The organism is Pilimelia anulata (assembly GCF_014647895.1).
In the GTDB taxonomy this organism is placed as follows: Bacteria; Actinomycetota; Actinomycetes; order Mycobacteriales; family Micromonosporaceae; genus Pilimelia; species Pilimelia anulata.
In genome coordinates this window covers 13,960-31,687 of sequence record NZ_BMQB01000009.1, presented here as the reverse complement: position 1 = coordinate 31,687, position 17,728 = coordinate 13,960, and the positions used below count along the sequence as shown (strand labels likewise).

The following is a 17,728-nucleotide window of genomic DNA, read 5'->3' as shown; positions in this document are numbered from 1 at the left end:
TTCGGTGACGACCGCCGGGGGGAGCCATCGGCCGGGACGCCGCGAACTGAACGAAAAGCCGGTACGAACGTCTCCGCCGGAGAACTTCCCGAAAGCCCACCAACAGGACATCGGCGGGCAGTGGCGCAGCAAGGGCGATCCCGGATCGGTCGACCTCGCGGGGCGCGGCCCGGTGTCCGCCCGACTATTGAACGGCGGGCCGAACATTGACATCCTTGACTACGTCGCGCCCACTCCCGGCCCCGGTCGGGAGTCCGCTGATGGTCTGGAGTACCGCTGTGCCCACCCCTGACCGCATCCGGCGCGCCCTCCGCCGTACCGGCGCCGCGCTCGGCGCCGCCCTCCTTTTGCTGACCGCCGCCGCGGCTCCCGCGGCCGCCCGCCCGGCCGCCGGCCTCACCGCCACCCACGTGGCGACGGGGTCCGACGGCCGGTACCAGAACAAGCTGGTCGTCGCGAACCCCACCGGCGCGACCATCACCGGCTGGACGATCGAGTTCGAACTGCCCGCCGGCGTCACGTTCAGCCAGAGCGACCACGGCACCGTCACCCGCGACGGCAGCCGGATCCGGGTGACCAACGCGCACTACAACGGGACGGTCGGCGCGGGCCGGGACACCGAGCCGTACAGCTTCTGGTACCTCACGTCGTCGGCCGGCGCCGCGCCGGTGGGCTGCCGGATCGACGACGCCAAGTGCGACGGCACCGCCGACCGCCCGCCGAGCCCGCCGGCCGCGCCCGCGGTCGCCGGCCGGACGACCCGGACCGTCTCGCTGACCTGGACCGCGCCGCCGGCCGGCGACCTGCCGGTCGCCGGCTACGAGGTGTACCGCGACGGCGCGGCCGTGGCGACGGCCGCCGGCACCGCCGCGACGGTCACCGGCCTGACCCCGAACACCGGGTACACGTTCACCGTCCGGGCCCGGGACCGGCGGGGCAACGTCTCCGCCGACAGCGCCCCGGTCGCCACGACGACCCTGGACCCGGCCGACGACACCACCGCCCCGGCCGCGCCGACCGGGCTGCGGGCGACCGGCAAGAGCGCCTCGTCGGTGACGCTCGCCTGGACCGCCGCCACCGACCCCAGCGGCATCGCCGGCTACGACGTGTACCGCGGCGGCGCCCTCGCCGCCAGCGCGACCGGCCCGGCCGCGACGGTGACCGGGCTGGCGCCGCTGACGGCGTACCGCTTCTCCGTCCGCGCCCGCGACACCCACGACAACGCCTCGCCGGCCAGCGCCGAGGTCACCGTCACCACCGACGACTCGATCGGCCCCGGCCACGCCAGGGTCGGCTACTTCGTCCAGTGGGGCATCTACGGCCGGCAGTACTTCGTCAGGAACCTCGACACCTCCGGCGCCGCGGCCGGGCTGACCCACCTCAACTACGCGTTCGCCAACATCGACCCGAAGACCGGGACCTGCCTGCAGGGCGTCACCAAGGGCACCTCGCCGAACCCGCAGGACCCGAACCAGGGCGACGGCGCCGGCGACGCCGAGGCCGACTACGGCCGCCCGTTCCCGGCCAACCAGTCCGTCGACGGGCAGGCCGACACCGGCTGGGAGAAGCTGCGCGGCAACTTCAACCAGCTCCGCAAGCTCAAGGCCAAGCACCCGAAGCTCAGGGTGCTGATCTCGCTCGGCGGCTGGACGTACTCCAAGTACTTCTCCGACGTGGCGGCGACCGCCGCGAGCCGGGAGAAGTTCGTCAGGTCGTGCCTGGACATCTATCTGCGCGGCAACCTGCCGGCGGCCGGCAGCGCGGGCGGCGACGGCGTGGCCGCGGGGATCTTCGACGGCATCGACCTGGACTGGGAGTGGCCGGGCGCCGAGGGGCACCCGGGCAACCACGTCAGCCCCGCGGACAAGGCCAACAACACCCTGCTGTGCGCGGAGTTCCGCAAGCAGCTCGACGCGCTCAGCGGGCCCGGCAGGCGGTACCTGCTGACCGCGTTCACCCCGGCCGACCCGGCGAAGGTCGCCGCCGGCTGGGACATCAGCACCGCCGACGGCACGCCGAGCGTCTTCGACTACCTGGACTTCGCCAACGTCCAGGGGTACGACTTCCACGGCGCCGGCAGCGACAACTCGTGGGAGCCGAACCGGGCCGGGCACCAGGGCAACCTGTTCCGGGACGCCCACGACCCGTACCCGTTCGAGTTCAGCGTCGACCTGGCCGTGCGGACGTACCTGGACGCCGGCGTGCAGCCGCGCCGGTTGACGATCGGCTTCGCCTTCTACGGCCGCGGCTGGCAGAACGTCACCGCCGGCAAGCTGCCCGACGGCAGTTCCGCCAACGGCGAGTGGCAGGACGCCAGGGGCGCGGCGCCGGGGCAGTTCCCGGAGGAGGCCGGCACCCGCGGGTACAGCGACCTGCTCGCCCGGGTGCCGAACTGCCGGGTGCAGCACGACGAGCAGTCGGTGTCGACGTACTGCTACACCGGCGAGAACGGCCAGTGGTGGAGCTTCGACGACGCCTGGTCGATCCAGCGCAAGTCGGCCTGGGTGCGGTCGAAGGGGCTCGGCGGCGGGATGATCTGGGAGATGTCCGGCGACACCGCCAGTGGCACCCTGATGTCCGCCCTGCACACCGGCCTGCCGGGGTAGTCCCGGCTGCCGCCCCGGCGCGCTATCCGCGCCGGGGCGCGCGATCCGGTCCGCCGATCGGCCCCGGGGCGGGCGACCGTTCCGGGGCGAGGAAGTCGGCCAGGGCCGCGGTGAGCGGCGCCGGCGCCTCCTCGGCCGGGTGGTGGCCGGAGTCGATGCCGGCCGCCCGCACGTCGTCGGCCCAGTCGCGCCAGATCGCCAGCGGGTCGCCGTACAGGGCGGGGAGGTCGTCGCGCAGCGACCAGAGGACCAGGGCCGGGCAGCGCACCCGCCGCCCGGCGGACCGGTCGGCCTCCTCGGCCCGCCGGTCGACGGTGAGGCCGGCGCGGTAGTCGGCGAGCATCGTCGCCACCACATCCTGGTCGCGGACCGCCGCCCGCCACTCGGCGTGGTTCGCCGCGCCCATCGCCGCCGGGTCGCCGCCGTACCAGCGCTCGGGGTCGGCGTTGATCGCCCGCTCCGGCTTGTCCGGCTGCGCGTAGAAGAACCAGTGCCACCAGCGGGCGGCGAACTCCGGGGTGATCCGGCGCAGGTGCTCGCTGATCGGTACGCAGTCCAGCAGCGCGACCCGGCTGACCAGCGCGGGGTGGTCCAGGGCCAGCCGGAGGGCGACGTAGCTGCCACGGTCGTGCCCGACGACGGCGGCGCGGTCGTGGCCGAGCGCCCGGAGCACCGCGACGATGTCGCCGGCCTGCGCCCGCTTGCCGTACCCGGCCGGGTCGGCGGCCGGTGCCGGGCCGCGGGAGCGGCCGTAGCCGCGCAGGTCCGGGCAGATCACGGTGTGCCCGCGCGCGGCGAGCGCCGGGGCCACCCGGTGCCAGGTGGCCGACGTGCGCGGGTGGCCGTGCAGCAGCACCACCGGCGGACCCTGCCCGCCCCAGCGGACGAAGGCCGTGGCCGGGCCGGTGTCGATCGTCGCCGCCGCGAAGCCCTCGAACATCGACCCGCCCTCCATGCCGCCGCACCCCATACCGGCACCGCAGCGCCTCCCGGTGCGCGCTCGGAACATGCTCGCGCGGGGGTGGTGCGAAACATCGGATCGGCGCAATCGGCAATGCCATTCGGACATCCGTTTCCTCGGAGTTACCCGGGAACGTGCCCGGGCGGGTGCGCGCTCCCGGGTAACTTTCAGTTGACAGGATCGATGTACCGGTGGCACAGGGCGCGCGTCCATTCATCCACCGCCGATCCGGCGAAATGCGACGGTTGTCGACAGTCCAATCGGGATCGGCGCAAACGGCGGTGCCGTACCGGCCGGTAACCAGAAACATTTGCCCTGATCCACCTCCTATGGACCGTGTTCGGCGTTGTCCCGAATCGTGCTCGGCGAGTGTCGACATTGACCTTCCGTGTGCTCTGTCCCGGTGCCCCGACCTGTCGCTAGCGTTAGCGGCTGCGTCGCCCTGGGGCCGAACGGGGCAGGTGCCGGTTGTTGGCGGCCAGGGCTGGGAAGCGACGGGAGCCGCATTGTGACCACTCTCCACCTGGCCTCACCCCCTACCGGACCGCGCGTGTCGGGCGATCTTCCGGGCCCGGGCTCGGCCGAATTCCTCACTCGACAGCAGCGTCGCGAGTCGAATGCGCGCAGTTACCCCAGACGTCTGCCGATCGCGATCGCGGAGGCGTCCGGGAGCTTCGTCCGCGACGTGGACGGCAACATCTTCATCGACTTCCTCAGCGGCGCCGGGGCGCTGCCGCTGGGCCACAACCCGCCCGAGTTGGTGCGGGCCGTGAACGAACAGCTCGGCCGGTTCACCCACGGACTCGACTTTCCGACACCGGCCAAGGACGACTTTGTCGAGGCGCAGTTCTCGATGCTCCCGCCGGGTCTGCGGGACCGCATGAAGGTCCATTTCTGCGGCCCCGCGGGCGCGAATGCGGTGGACGCCGCGATCAAGCTGTGCAAGATCGCCACCGGGCGCGGGGACATCGTCTCGTTCCACGGCGGGTTCCACGGCAGCAGCCACGCCGCGATGGCGCTCACCGGGCTGGTCGAGCAGAAGCAGCCGGTCGTCAACGGGGTGCCGGGGGTCCACTTCTTCCCGTACTCGTACTGCTCGCGCTGCCCCGTCGGGCTGTCCGCCGACACGTGCGCGACCAACTGCGTCACCGTGCTGGAGCGGTGCCTGCACGACGCCAACGGCGGCGTGCCCCGGCCCGGTGCGGTGATCCTGGAGCTGGTCCAGGGCGAGGGCGGGGTGATCCCGGCGCGGCCGGAGTTCGTCCGCCGGGTCCGCGAGCTGACCCGGGAGCTGGGCATCCCGCTGATCCTCGACGAGGTGCAGACCGGCTGCGGGCGCACCGGCACCTGGTTCGCGTTCGAGCAGTACGGCATCGAGCCCGACGTGATCATCGCCTCCAAGGGCCTGTCCGGGATGGGCCTGCCGGTCGCGCTGATCCTGTACGACGCCGCGCTGGACCAGTGGCTGCCCGGCGCGCACACCGGCACGTTCCGCGGCAACCAGCTCGCGTTCGCCGCCGGTGCCGAGGCGATCCGGCTGGTCCGCCGCGACGACATCCTCGGCAACGTCCGCGCCCGCGGGCGGCAGCTCGCCGACCGCCTGGGCGAGCTGCGGGACAACCCGTGGGTGCGGGAGGTGCGCGGGCTCGGCCTGATGTGGGGCGTCGAGCTGGCCGACCCGCGCACCGGCCGCCCGGCCACCGCGGTCGCCCGCGAGGTGCAGGCCCGGGCGCTGCGGTCCGGGTTGATCCTGGAGGTCGGCGGCCGGCAGGACGGCGTGGTCCGGATGCTGCCGCCGCTGAACGTCACCGCCGACGTCGTGGACACCGCCTGCCGGCTGCTGGCCGACGCCCTCGCCGCCGCCACCGGCGCGACACCCGCCGACGCGCCGCCCGCCGGGACGCCCGGCGCCGCCGTACCGGGTGCCGCTACGGGCGCCGGTGCCGCGCCGGGCCCGGGCGCCGCGCCGGTCGACGCGGTGGCCGGTCGGGGCGGGGCATGAGCGCCAGCGTCGGGACGGCGGAGGCCGCCGCGCTCGTCCGGCACTGCCCCGGCTACTCCGACGACATCCGGTGGCGGGCCGGCGAGCGGCTCGAGCACCTGTTCGAGCAGCAGTGCGACCGGCTGCGCGCCACCGGCCACGCCGGGCAGCTCGCCGTGGACGGGCCGGAGGACCGGCTCACGTACGACGAGCTGGACGCCCGGGCCAACCAGCTCGCCCGGCACCTGCTGGCGGTCGGCGCCGGGCCGGGGGACCGGATCGGGCTGCTGTTCGACCGGCCGGTGCACGCGTACGTCGGGATGCTCGCCGTTCTGAAGATCAACGCTGCGTACGTGCCGCTGGACGTCGCGTTCCCGGCCGACCGGCTGGCGTTCATCACCGCCGACGCCGGCGTCCGGCGGGTGCTGACGCAGGCGCACCTGCGCGACCACCTCGCCGACGCCGACGCCATGCCGGTCTGCGTGGACGCCGCCGCGGCGGCGGTGGCCGCGCGGGACCGGCGGCGGCTCACCGACGCCGAGCGCGGCGCCCCGGTCGACGAGCTGTGCTACGTCGTCTACACCTCCGGCACCACCGGCAGGCCCAAGGGCGTGGCGATCGAGCACGCCAGCATCTGCAACTTCCTCCGCGTCGCCGACGAGGTGTACGGGGTGGTGCGGGCCGACCGGGTGTACCAGGGGCTGACGATCGCGTTCGACTTCTCGGTCGAGGAGATCTGGGTGGCGCTGGTCGCCGGCGCCACCCTGGTGCCGAAGCCGGGCGGGGCGAGCCTGCTCGGCCACGAGCTGCACGCGTACCTGACCGAGCAGCGGGTGACCGCGCTGTGCTGCGTACCCACGCTGCTGGCCACGGTCGAGGAGGACCTGCCGGGCCTGCGCTTCCTGCTGGTCTCGGGGGAGGCGTGCCCGCAGCACCTGGTGTCCCGGTGGCACCGGCCGGACCGCCGGTTCCTCAACGTGTACGGCCCGACCGAGGCGACCGTGACGGCCACCTGGACGCCGCTGCACCCGGACCGGCCGGTCACCCTCGGGGTGCCGCTGCCGACGTACCACGTGGTCGTCCTCGACCCCGACGACGCCCGGGCGCTGCCGCCGGGCGCCGTCGGGGAGATCGGCATCGCCGGGATCGGCCTGGCCACCGGGTACCTCAACCGGGACGACCTGACCGCCCGCGCGTTCGTGCCCGACTTCCTCGGCATCGACGGCAACCCGTCGGGGCGGATCTACCGCACCGGCGACCTGGGCCGGGTCAACGACGACGGCGAGATCGAGTACCTGGGCCGGCTGGACACCCAGGTCAAGGTCCGCGGGTACCGGATCGAGCTGACCGAGATCGAGTCGGTGCTGCTGGAGCTGCCGGGCGTCGCGCAGGCGGTGGTGGACACGCACGAGCCGGAGCCGGGCGCGGTGGAGCTGGTGGCGTACTACAGCCGCCGCTCGGACGCCGCCGCGCTCGACCCGGCGGCGCTGCTGGCCGCGCTGCGCGGGCAGTTGCCCGGCTACATGGTGCCGGCCTACCTGGAGGAGCTGGACCGCATCCCGATGCTGCCCAGCAACAAGGCGGACCGCAAGAGCCTGCCGCCGCCGTCCGGGCCGCGCAGCCGGGCGGCGGCGGGGGAGTACGCCGCCCCGCGCACCGACCGGGAGGCGGCGCTGGCCGACCTGCTGGCCGGCGTGCTGAAGCTGGACCGGGTGTCGGTGGACAGCGACTTCTTCACCGACCTCGGCGCCAACTCGCTGCTGCTGGCGCACTTCTGCGCCCGGATCCGGGAGCGCGCCGACCTCGGCGCGGTGTCCATGCGGGACGTGTACGGGCACCCCAGCGTCGCGGCGCTCGCCGCGGCCCTGCCGGCGGTCATCCCGGCCCAGCGGCGGCCGGCCGCGGCGGCGCCCGCGCCGCCGGCCCCGACGCGCGGGCGGACCGCCCGCTACCTGACCTGCGGGGCGGCGCAGGTGGCGCTGTTCCTCGGGTACGCGTACCTGAGCGCGACGGTGCTGGCGGCCGGCTACGGCTGGGTGACGGCCGGCGCCGGCTGGGCGGACACCTACCGGCGGGCGGTGGCGGCGGGCGCGCTGGCGTTCGTCCTGCTGTCGGTCCTGCCCGTGGCGGCCAAGTGGCTGCTGATCGGGCGGTTCAAACCCGGCCCGATCCCGGTCTGGGGGCTGGCGTATCTGCGGTTCTGGACCGTCCGCACGCTGATCCGGTGGAGCCCGCTGGCGATGTTCACCGGGTCGCCGCTGTACACGCTGTACCTGCGGCTGCTCGGCGCCAGGGTCGGCCGCGGGGTGCTGTACCTGTCCCGCAACGCGCCGGTCTGCACCGACCTGATCACCATCGGGGACGGCGCGGTGGTGTCCAAGGACGCGTACCTCACCGGCTACCGGGCCGAGGCCGGCGTGCTGTACCCCGGCCCGGTCTCGATCGGGGCGGGCGCGTTCGTCGGGCAGGCGTCGGTGCTGGACGCCGACACCGCCATCGGCGCCGGCGGCCAGCTCGGGCACACCTCGTCGCTGCACCCCGGCCAGCGGGTCCCGGCCGGCGCGCGCTGGCACGGCTCGCCGGGCCGGGCCACCGACACCCGGTACGACATCGTGCCGCCGGCGCCGGGCGGGCGGGCCCGCCGGCTCGGCTACGCGGCCTGGCAGCTCGTCTCCGCGCTGGGCATCTACGCGCCGCTGGGGATCACGCTGGTCGTGGTCGTGCTGGAGAAGCTGCCGGTCGCCGCGGTCGTGCTCGGGCCGCAGGACGCGGCGCTGACCTCGTGGTCGTTCTACCGGGCGGCGCTGGTCAGCTCGCTGGTGCTGTTCGCCGGCGGGATCGTCGCCGGGCTGGCGCTGGTCGGCACGGTGCCGCGGCTGCTCGCCCGCGGGGTGCCGGCCGACCGGGTGCACACGCTGTACGGCTTCCGGTACGGCCTGCACCGGACCGTGTCCCGGCTGACCAACCGGCAGTTCCTGCTGTACCTGTTCGGCGACAGCTCGGCGGTCGTGCACTACCTGCGCGGCCTCGGCTACGACCTGGGCCGGGTCGAGCAGACGGGCTCCAACTTCGGCATCTCGGTCCGGCACGACAGCCCGTACCTCAGCGTGGTCGGCACCGGCACGATGGTCTCCGACGGCCTGTCGTTCAACAACGCCGAGTACTCGGCGACGTCCTTCCGGCTGCGCCGCACCGACGTCGGCGCCGGCAGCTACCTGGGCAACAACATCGCTTACCCGGCCGCCGGCCGGACCGGCGACGACTGCCTGCTGGCCACGAAGGTGATGGTCCCGGTCGACGGGCCGGTCCGGACCGGGGTGGGCCTGCTCGGCTCGCCCTGCTTCGAGATCCCCCGGGCGGTCGACCGGGACCGGCTGTTCGACGACCTCAAGAGCGGCCCGGTGCTGCGCCGCCGGCTGGCCGCCAAGCTGCGGCACAACCTGGTGACGATGGCGCTGTTCCTGTTCGTCCGCTGGCTGTTCCTGTTCGGGGTGCTGCTGCTCGGCTTCGTCGCCGCGGAGCTGCGCGACGACGGCTACGGCACGGCCCCGCTGGCCGGCGCGCTGGCCCTCACCCTGGTGTACGGCACCGGGCTGTTCATCGCCGCCGAGCGGCTGGTGCTGGCCACCGGCGCGATGACGCCGCGGTTCTGCTCGATCTACGACCCGTACTACTGGTGGCACGAGCGGTTCTGGAAGGTGCCGGTGACCTCGTACCGGGCGTTCGACGGCACCCCGGTGAAGAACCTGGTCTGGAAGCTGCTCGGCGTCCGGATCGGCAAGCGGGTCTTCGACGACGGCGCGTGGGTGACCGAGCGGCGGCTGGTCGCCATCGGCGACGACTGCACGCTGAACGTGGGCAGCGGCATCCAGTCGCACTCGCTGGAGGAGGGGACGTTCAAGTCCGACCACACGGTGCTCGGCGCCGGCTGCACGCTGGGGGTGAACGCGTTCGTCCACTACGGGGTGACGATGGGCGACGGGGTGCGGCTCGGCCCGGACTCGTTCCTGATGAAGGGCGAGCAGGTACCCGCCGGCGCCCACTGGGAGGGCAATCCGGCCAGCCGCGCGGATATATCGTGATCCATCGTGGACTTGACGGCAGGGTATCGAACATGATGAATAGATAGCCGAGCGGGGCGTGCGGCGGTCCGAGGGCCGGAGCACGCCCCCGGCGGCACGGGGGCCGCCGCGCGCCCGGTTCCGCCGGGCGTCCACGCAAGTCGGGTTACGGGGGCCTGATGAGGGTACGCGCGCCGCTCGTCGCCATCCTGGCGACGCTGCTCGCCGCGCTGCTCGGCCCCGTACCGCACCCGCACGCCCCGGCCGCGCCCGCGGCGCCGGGCGCCGCCGCCGGCGCGCAGCCCCGCGCCTGCGCCCTGCCGCCGCTGCTCACCGACGCGTACGCCGGCCTCGACGGTACGGCCGCCCGCCCGTGGTGCACCGACGACGGCGAGGATCCGATCCCCGCCCGCCCGCGCGCCGCCGCGCCGCCGCGCGCCCGCGCCGGGCGCCGCCCCCGCGCCGCGGCGCCGCCGCGCGCCGGCCGCCGCGCCCGCGGCGCGCGGGCCCCGCCGGGGCGGGCCGCCGGGCGCTGACCCGGCCGCCGACCTTCCCGCCCGTCCGCTGCCGGACGGGACCCGCCACGTCACCCCACGTGAGGATCACCCATGCCCGTCGACGCCGCCGCGCCCGCGCGGCCCCGCTCCGGCCCCTTCACCCTCGCCGACCTGCGCGCCGGCTTCCTCGTCTCGCTGATCGCCCTGCCGCTGTGCCTCGGCATCGCCGTCGCCAGCGGCTTCCCGCCCGTCGCCGGGCTGGTCACCGCCATCGTCGGCGGCGTCCTCGTCACGCTGCTGGGCAGCGCGCCGCTCACCATCAAGGGCCCCGCCGCGGGGCTGATCGTCATCGCGCTCGGCGCCGTCCAGGAACTCGGCGGCGGCGACCCGGTCGCCGGGTACCGGCGGGCGCTCGCCGTCGGCGTCGTCGCGGCGGCCGTCCAGATCGGCCTCGGGCTGCTGCGGACCGCGAGCGTCGGCATCGCCCTCTCCCCGTCGGTGGTGCACGGGATGCTCGCCGCGATCGGCGTGATCATCATTGCCAAGCAGGTGCACGTGCTGCTCGGCGTCAAGCCGGCGAGTACCGACCCGCTCGGGCTGATCGCGGAGATCCCGGCCAGCGTCGGCCGGGCCAACCCGGGCGTGCTGCTGCTCGGGGTGCTGTCGCTGGCGCTGCTGTTCGCGCTGCCGCTGATCCGGGCGCGGTGGGCCCGGGCCGTACCGGCGCCGCTGCTGGTGCTCGCCGTGACCGTGCCGCTCGGGCTGTGGCTGCACCTGGCCACGCCGCACGACTACACGCTGTTCGGCGCCGCGCACCACCTCGGCCCGGAGTACCTGGTCCGGCTGCCCGGCAGCCTCGCCGACGCCGTCGTGTTCCCCGACTTCTCGGCGATCACCAGCGCCACCTCGATCAAGTACGTGGTCATGTTCGCGCTGATCGGCAGCATCGAGTCCACGCTGACCGTGCTCGCCGTCGACGGGATGGACCCGCGGCGGCGCACGTCCGACCACAACCGCGACCTCGTCGCCCTCGGCGGCGGCAACCTCGTCGCCGCGCTGCTCGGCGGGCTGCCGATGATCTCCGAGATCGTCCGCAGCCGGGCCAACATCGACGCCGGCGCCACGTCCCGGTGGGCGAACTTCTGGCACGGCGCGCTGCTGCTCGGCATGATCGCGCTGATCCCCGGCGCGCTCCAGCTCATCCCGCTGGCCGCGCTGGCCGCGATGCTCATCTACACCGGCAGCCGGCTGGCCTCGCCGCGCGAGTTCCGGCACGCCTTCCGGGTCGGCCGGGACCAGCTCGCGCTGTTCCTCACCACGCTGCTCGTCACCCTCGCCACCGACCTGCTGATCGGCGTCGCGGCCGGCCTGGCCCTGGAACTGGTCCTGCACCTGGCCCGCGGCGTCCGGCCGGGCGCGCTGCTGCGGCCGCGGCCGCGCGCCCACCGCGAGGGCAGCGCGCTGCACCTGCACCTGCCCGGCGCGGCGACGTTCGCCCACCTGCTGCCGGTCCGCTCCGCGGTGCGCGGCGCCCGGGCCGGCACCGGGGACGGGATCACCGAGGTGGTGATCGACGTGCAGCGGGCCGCCGTCGTGGACCACACCTTCCTGTCCCGGCTGGACACCCTCGGCCGGGAGTGGTCCGGCGCGACGGTGACCGTCCGCGGGCTGGACACCATGGTCGCCGCGTCCGCCCACCCGGCCGCCAGCCGCCGCCGGAGCCGGCGGTGACGGCCACGGTCGGCCGGGCCGGACCGGCCGCCGACGTCGCGGCGCTCGTCGCGCACGCGGCGCGGCTGCTGCCGAGCCAGGCGCCGCTGTCGGCGTTCGTGCACCACAACACCCTGCACGCGTACGAGCACCTGCCGTTCGACGCGGCCGTGCGGGCCGGGGCGGCGCGGTACGGCACCGAGCCGTACCCGGCCGAGGCGGCGCTGACCGCGCTGCTCGCCGACGGCCGGATCACCCCCGCCGACCTGGCGGCCGTCGCCGCCGACGTCGCCGGCGACGAACCCGTGCTGCCCGGCGGGCCGACCCACCGGGAGTTCGTCGCCGGGCGGCTCGCCCTGGCCGTCGAGCTGCCCCGCGGGGCGGCGCTGACCTGGCTGCTGACCGAGACCGACGCGCTGGCCCGGTACGCCGGCGGCCTCGCCCCGGACCGGCACGCCGACCTGGCCGCCGCGGGCCCCGCGCCCGCGGTGCTGGGCCGGCTCTGGCAGCGGCTCGCCGCCGCCACGCCGCCCGCCGCGGCGGCGCCGGCCGACGGGGTGCGCTGCCGGGACCGGATCCTCGCCCGCACCGGCGCGGACACCGACGCCGTCGTCCACCCGCTGCTCATCCGGGTGTGCGCGGCGTTCCTCGACCAGGGCGTCGCGTACTGGCCGATGCCCGGCCGCGCGCGCGGCCTGCTCGCCGCCTTCCGCGACCTGTACGGCGCCGGCGGCGCCCCGCCCGACCGGGCGCTGCGCGGGCTGCCCGCGCTGCTGGCCGCGCAGCGCGGCTGGCCCGCCGAGCGGACGGTCGACTGGGCGCTCGGCGAGCTGGCCGTCGCCCCGGCCGACCGGGCCGAGGCGGTCGCCGCGACGCTGCTGTCGCTGCGCGGCTGGGCCGGCATGGTCCGGCAGTTCGAGGAGGCGCCGGACCGGGCGCCGGTGCACGCCCCGCCGGCCCGGCTCGTCGACCACCTCGCCGTCCAGCTCACCCTCGACGTGGTCGCCGCCCGGGCGGCCATCGCCGACCACCTCGGCCCGCACGCCACCCCGGCGGACCTGGACCTGCTGCGGCCGCCGCCGGCCGCGCCCGGCCCGGACCGCGCGCTGGCGTACGAGGGGTTCGTCGTCGCCCAGCACCTGCCGGTACCGCTGGACGCGTTCGCCGACCCGGCCGCCGTGCGGGCCTGGCTGGCGGCCGTCCGGGCGCTGGACCCGGTGACCCGGCGCGGGCTGCTGCACCGGGCGTACGAGCGGCGGCATGCGGCCGACGTACTGGGCGGGCTGCGCGCCCACGCCCGGTACGCCGCCCCGGCCGCCGCGGCGCCGCTGTTCCAGGCGGTGTTCTGCATCGACGAGCGGGAGGAGTCGCTGCGCCGGCACCTCGAGGAGGTGTGCCCGGGCGCGGAGACGCTCGGCTACGCCGGCTTCTTCGGGGTGGCGATGGCGTACCGCGGGGTGCGCGACGTGCGGCCCCGGCCGCTGTGCCCGGTCGTGGTCACGCCGCGGCACCTGGTCACCGAGGAGCCCGTCAGCCCGGCGCCGCCGCGCGGGCGGCGGCGGGCCGCGCTGCGCCGGGCGTACGACATCGGCAGCCGGACGCTGGCCCGCGGCGCGCTGATCGGCGTCGGCACCGGCCTCGCCCACCTCGCGCCGCTGGTCGGGCGCAGCCTGCTGCCGCGCCGGTTCCACCGGTGGGCCGCGGCCGCCGGGCGGCTGCCCGACCCAGGGCCGACCAGGCTGGCGCTGCACCGCACCGCCGCCGGCCCGGACGCCGCCGGCCGGCAGCCCGGCTTCACCGTCGCCGAGATGGCCGACGTCGTCGCCGCGGCGCTGCGCACCACCGGCCTGGCCGGCCGGCTGGCGCCGCTGGTGCTGCTCGTCGGGCACGGCTCGGCCAGCCTGAACAACCCGCACGAGGCGGCGCACGACTGCGGCGCCACCGGCGGCGGGCGCGGCGGGCCGAACGCCCGGGCGCTCGCCGCGATGGCCAACGACCCGGCCGTCCGCGGCGCGCTCGCCGCCCGCGGGCTGCCGATCCCGGCCGGTACCCGGTTCGTCGGCGCGTACCACAACACCTGCGACGACTCGATCACCTACTACGACGCCACCGGCGTGCCGCCCGCGGCGGCCACCGCGCTGGACCGGGCCCGCCGCGCGCTGGACCGGGCCCGCGCGCTCGCGGCGCACGAGCGGTGCCGCCGGTTCGCCACCGCGGCGCCGGACCTGCCGCCGGAGCGGGCGCTCGCGCACGTCGAGACGCACACCGTCGACCTCGGCCAGCCCCGGCCCGAGTACGGGCACGCGACCAACGCGGTCTGCGTCGTCGGCCGGCGGTGGCGGACCCGCGGGCTGTTCCTGGACCGGCGGGCGTTCCTCGTCTCGTACGACCCGGCGGCCGACGACGACGCCGCGATCCTCACCGGGCTGCTGCTCGCCGTGGGGCCGGTCTGCGCGGGGATCAACCTGGAGTACTACTTCAGCCACGTCGACCCGGCCGGGTACGGCTGCGGCACCAAGCTGCCGCACAACGTCACCGGCCTGCTCGGGGTGATGGACGGCGCCGCGTCCGACCTGCGCACCGGCCTGCCCTGGCAGATGGTGGAGATCCACGAGCCGGTCCGGCTGCTGCTGGTGGTGGAGGCGGCGCCGGCGCGGCTGCTGGCGCTGCTCGCGGCGCAGCCGGGGCTCGACCGGCTCGTCCGCAACGGCTGGCTGCGGCTGGCCGCCTGGGACGGGCCCGACCTGTACCGGTACGCCGACGGCCGGTTCGTCCCCGACGACACGCCGCCGCCGACGCTGCCGGTGCTGGACGGGTCGGCCGCGGCGTACCGCGGGCGGCGCGGCCCGGTCGGCTGCGCCCACATCCGCCCCGCCGCCGATACCGCACCGGTCGCCGGGCCGGGGTCCCGCGCGGGCGCGTGCGGCGGGCCGTCCACCGCGGGCGCCGGGGGGCCGGCGTCGGGCCCGGGGCGGGCGCGGTGAGCGCGGGGCTGGTCGCGCTCGCGGTGCTGCCGTTCGCCGCGTTCGCCGGGCTGGCGCTGCCGGCCTGGCTGGGGGTGGGCTGGTCGGAGCGGGTGGTGTCCGGCGTGGTCACCGGCGCGTTCGCCGCGTCGACCGGGGTGGCGCTCGCCGTGGCGCCGTTCGGGCGGGTGACGGCCGCGCTGGCCTGGTACCCCAGCGGCGCCCGGCTGCGGCTGCTGCTCGACGGGCTGGCGCTGCCGTTCGCGGTCCTGGTCCCGCTGCTGCTCACGCTGGTCGTGGTGCTGTCCCGCCGGTACCTGCACGCCGAGCCCGGCTACCTGCGGTTCCACCTGCTGCTGGCGCTGTTCGGCGGCGGCGCGCAACTCGTCGTCGTCGCCGGCTCGCTGGACACCCTCGTGGTCGGCTGGGAGCTGGCCGGGCTGGCGTCCTGCCTGCTGATCGCGTTCTTCCACGAGCGGCGGCAGCCGGTGGCGCACGCGCTGCGCGCGTTCGCGGTGTACCGGGCGTGCGACGTCGGCCTGGTCGGCGTCCTGCTGTGGGCGCACCACGGGCCCGGTACGGCGTTCACCGCCGCCGGCGGGCTCGCGCCGCCCGGCGGGGCGAGCGCGCTGGTCGGGCTCGGGCTGCTGTGGGCGGCGGTCGGCAAGGGGGCGCTCGTCCCGCTCGGCGGCTGGCTGCCCCGGGCGATGGAGGGGCCGACGCCGTCGAGCGCGCTGTGCTACGGCGCGGTGTCGATCACCCTCGGCCCGTACCTGCTGCTGCGCGCCACCGCCGGCTGGCCGCCGGCGGCGGTGGTGAGCGCGGCGACCGTCCTGCTCGGACTCGCCACCGCCGCCCACGCCACCCTGGTCGGCCGGGTGCAGACCGACGCCAAGACCGGCCTGGCGTACGCGGCGATGGCGCAGGTCGGCCTCGTCGTCGCCGAGATCGGCGCCGGCCTGACCGCGCTGGCCGTCTGGCACCTGCTGGCGCACGCGGCGCTGCGCAGCGCCCAACTGCTGCGCGCGCCCAGCCTGCTGCACGACCACCAGCACCGCGAGGCGGCGCACGGGGCGGCGCTGCCGCCGACCGGGGCGTACCTGGACCGGCTGGTGCCGGCGGGGGTGCGGCGGTGGGCGTACCGGCACGCGCTGGAGCGCGGCCACCTGGACGCCCTCCTGCGCGACCTGTGGGACCCGGTCGCGGGGGCGCTGCGCCGTCGGGACGCCGCGGGCGACCGGCGGCACCGGGCCCGCCGGCGGCCGGCGGCCGGCGCGGCGGGGGCCCCGCGGGCGGTGGCCGAGTGAGCGGGCCGCTGTGGCTGGCGGCCGGGGCGCTGCTCGCCGGCGCCGCCCTGGTCGGCCGGCGCGGCGTCCCGCCGCGGGGCGCGCGCCGGGCGGCCGTCGTGGCGGCCGCGGCGGCGATCGGCCCGGCGGCGGCCGCGTGGCCGCTGCGGCCGGTGGCCCCCGGGCTCGCCGGCGGTACGGCGGCCGCGCTGCTCGGTACCGCGGCGGCGGTGGCGACGCTGCTCGCCGTGGGCCTGGCGCCCGTGTCGAGCCACCCGCCGGCCGTCCTGCGGCGGGTGTTGGAGCTGGGGGCGCTGACGCTGGCCGGGCTGGCGGCGGGCACGCCGCTGGCGGTGGCGGCGGGGTTCGCGGCGACGGCCTGGCTGGTCGGGCGGCCCCTGCGCCGCGCCGCCGCCGGTCCGGCGGACGGGCCGGTCGGGCAGCCGCCGGTCGCCGCCGGCCTGCCGGGGAGCTTCCCCGGGGGTGGGGCGGCGAACTTCGGCGGCGCGGCCGCGGTCCGGCCACCTGCCTCGGGGACCGTGGCGGCTCGGTCGGCCGGGCCGTCGGCCGCTGGCGCGGCGGTGCCGGCCGCCGCCCGGGCCGGCTCGTCGGCCGCGGGCGTCGGCGAACCGGCGGGCGGTCCGGGCATCGGTGGGTCGGGTGGGCCCGCGTTCGCGGTGGGTCGGTGGTTGGCGGTGGGGCTGGTCGCCGCCGGGGTGCTGGTGCCCGGCGGGGTCGGGGGCGGGCTGCTCGCCGCCGCGGTACTGCTGCGGCTCGGGGCGCCGCCCGGCCACGGCTGGCTGCCGCCGCTGGTCCAGCGGGCGCCGCTGGGGCTGGTCGCGGCGTGGCTGGCCAGCGCGCTGCCGGGGCTGCTGCTCGTCGCCGCGCACCCGCCGCCGGGCGCGGCCTGGTGGCTGGTCGGCGGCGGGCTCGGCGCGGTCGCCGTGGCGCTGCGCGCGGTCGTCGCCGACGACGCCCGGCGGGCCCTGGCGTACCTGCTGGCCGGCGAGGCCGCGGCCGTCGCCGCGGCGTTCGGGGCCGGTCCGGGCGCGGCGCTGGTCGCGGGCGCGGCCGGGGTCGTCGGGGGCGCGGCCACGCTGATGGCGGCCGCCGCGCTCGCCGGGCGGCGGGGGGCGCTGCGGCTGCGCGACGGCGGGGCGTACGCCCGCACGCCCCGGCTCGCCGTCGGCTTCCTGCTCGCCGGGCTCGCCGTCGCCGGCTGCCCGCCGCTGCTCGGCGGCCTGGCCGACGAGCTGACCCTGCGCGGCGCGCGGCCGGCGTACGCCATCCCGCTGGTGCTGGCCGCGGCGGTGCAGGCGGTCGCGGTGCTGCGGCTGTACTTCGGGCTGTTCACCGGCGTCCGGGCGCACGACGGGCAGCGGGACCTCACCGGGCGGGAGGTGTTCGCGCTGACGGTCGGGCTGGCCGCGCTGCTGCTGGCGGTCGCGCTGCCGGTACCGCTGTGATCGACAGGGATAGACGTCGTGAATGGCAGCGTCTATTTCCGCCGGGCGGCGATGATCGGCGACGATGAGCGGGCCAACGCGCGCGCCGACCGGAGCACGTCCGTCCGGCGGGCCGCGACACCGCACCCCACGGCCGGGACCGCACCCGCGCGCCCCGATCCGCTCACCGGTTGCCCACCGGCGGTCCGTCCGCCGGC

The 17,728-nt window shown here is 76.8% G+C and carries 10 protein-coding genes; 9 read left to right on the top strand and 1 reads right to left on the bottom strand.

Annotated features, from left to right (window positions below; genetic code table 11):
- Positions 1-4 precede the first annotated feature (4 nt).
- Both IEY94_RS18350 and IEY94_RS18345 read left to right on the top strand, forming a co-directional pair.
- Complete coding sequence (locus tag IEY94_RS18350; protein WP_189171616.1) at positions 5-292, top strand: hypothetical protein; 288 nt, start codon at positions 5-7, stop codon at positions 290-292.
- A complete protein-coding gene (locus IEY94_RS18345) occupies positions 279-2,606 on the top strand; it encodes a glycosyl hydrolase family 18 protein (protein WP_229784243.1) in 2,328 nt (775 codons plus the stop codon). Before IEY94_RS18350 ends, IEY94_RS18345 begins: the two co-directional genes overlap by 14 nt.
- Before the next feature lie 22 nt (positions 2,607-2,628).
- Here the strand turns inward: IEY94_RS18345 and IEY94_RS18340 are convergent, their stop codons facing one another.
- Complete coding sequence (locus tag IEY94_RS18340; RefSeq protein WP_229784242.1) at positions 2,629-3,561, bottom strand: alpha/beta fold hydrolase; 933 nt, start codon at positions 3,559-3,561, stop codon at positions 2,629-2,631.
- 394 nt (positions 3,562-3,955) lie between these two features.
- On the opposite strand from IEY94_RS18340, the gene IEY94_RS18335 reads away from it, so the two are divergent.
- The 7 genes from IEY94_RS18335 (at position 3,956) to IEY94_RS18305 (ending at position 17,531) form a co-directional block, all read left to right on the top strand.
- On the top strand, positions 3,956-5,569 hold the full coding sequence (locus IEY94_RS18335; protein ID WP_444544022.1) for an aspartate aminotransferase family protein: 1,614 nt from the start codon (positions 3,956-3,958) through the stop codon (positions 5,567-5,569).
- Positions 5,566-9,630, top strand: coding sequence for a Pls/PosA family non-ribosomal peptide synthetase (locus tag IEY94_RS18330; protein ID WP_189171456.1), 4,065 nt, complete (start codon positions 5,566-5,568; stop codon positions 9,628-9,630). The genes IEY94_RS18335 and IEY94_RS18330 overlap by 4 nt, the downstream gene beginning before the upstream one ends.
- A gap of 158 nt (positions 9,631-9,788) precedes the next feature.
- Entirely contained in the window at positions 9,789-10,145 is a 357-nt protein-coding gene (locus IEY94_RS18325) for a hypothetical protein (protein WP_189171455.1), read from the top strand.
- Positions 10,146-10,217: 72 nt separating this feature from the next.
- Positions 10,218-11,837, top strand: coding sequence for a SulP family inorganic anion transporter (locus tag IEY94_RS18320; RefSeq protein ID WP_189171454.1), 1,620 nt, complete (start codon positions 10,218-10,220; stop codon positions 11,835-11,837).
- Complete coding sequence (locus tag IEY94_RS18315) at positions 11,834-14,800, top strand: putative inorganic carbon transporter subunit DabA (RefSeq protein WP_189171453.1); 2,967 nt, start codon at positions 11,834-11,836, stop codon at positions 14,798-14,800. The genes IEY94_RS18320 and IEY94_RS18315 overlap by 4 nt, the downstream gene beginning before the upstream one ends.
- Complete coding sequence (locus tag IEY94_RS18310; protein WP_189171452.1) at positions 14,797-16,086, top strand: proton-conducting transporter transmembrane domain-containing protein; 1,290 nt, start codon at positions 14,797-14,799, stop codon at positions 16,084-16,086. The genes IEY94_RS18315 and IEY94_RS18310 overlap by 4 nt, the downstream gene beginning before the upstream one ends.
- Positions 16,083-17,531: a proton-conducting transporter transmembrane domain-containing protein gene (locus tag IEY94_RS18305; RefSeq protein ID WP_189171451.1), complete on the top strand. Its 1,449-nt coding sequence runs from the start codon at positions 16,083-16,085 to the stop codon at positions 17,529-17,531. Before IEY94_RS18310 ends, IEY94_RS18305 begins: the two co-directional genes overlap by 4 nt.
- The last annotated feature ends 197 nt before the right edge of the window (positions 17,532-17,728 follow it).

Excerpts from the sequence above, each read along its gene's own strand:
- IEY94_RS18340 (WP_229784242.1), bottom strand. The coding sequence starts at position 3,561 with ATGGAGGGCGGGTCGATGTTCGAGGGCTTCGCGGCGGCGACGATCGAC.
- IEY94_RS18330 (WP_189171456.1), top strand. The coding sequence starts at position 5,566 with ATGAGCGCCAGCGTCGGGACGGCGGAGGCCGCCGCGCTCGTCCGGCAC.
- IEY94_RS18325 (WP_189171455.1), top strand. The coding sequence starts at position 9,789 with ATGAGGGTACGCGCGCCGCTCGTCGCCATCCTGGCGACGCTGCTCGCC.
- IEY94_RS18320 (WP_189171454.1), top strand. The coding sequence starts at position 10,218 with ATGCCCGTCGACGCCGCCGCGCCCGCGCGGCCCCGCTCCGGCCCCTTC.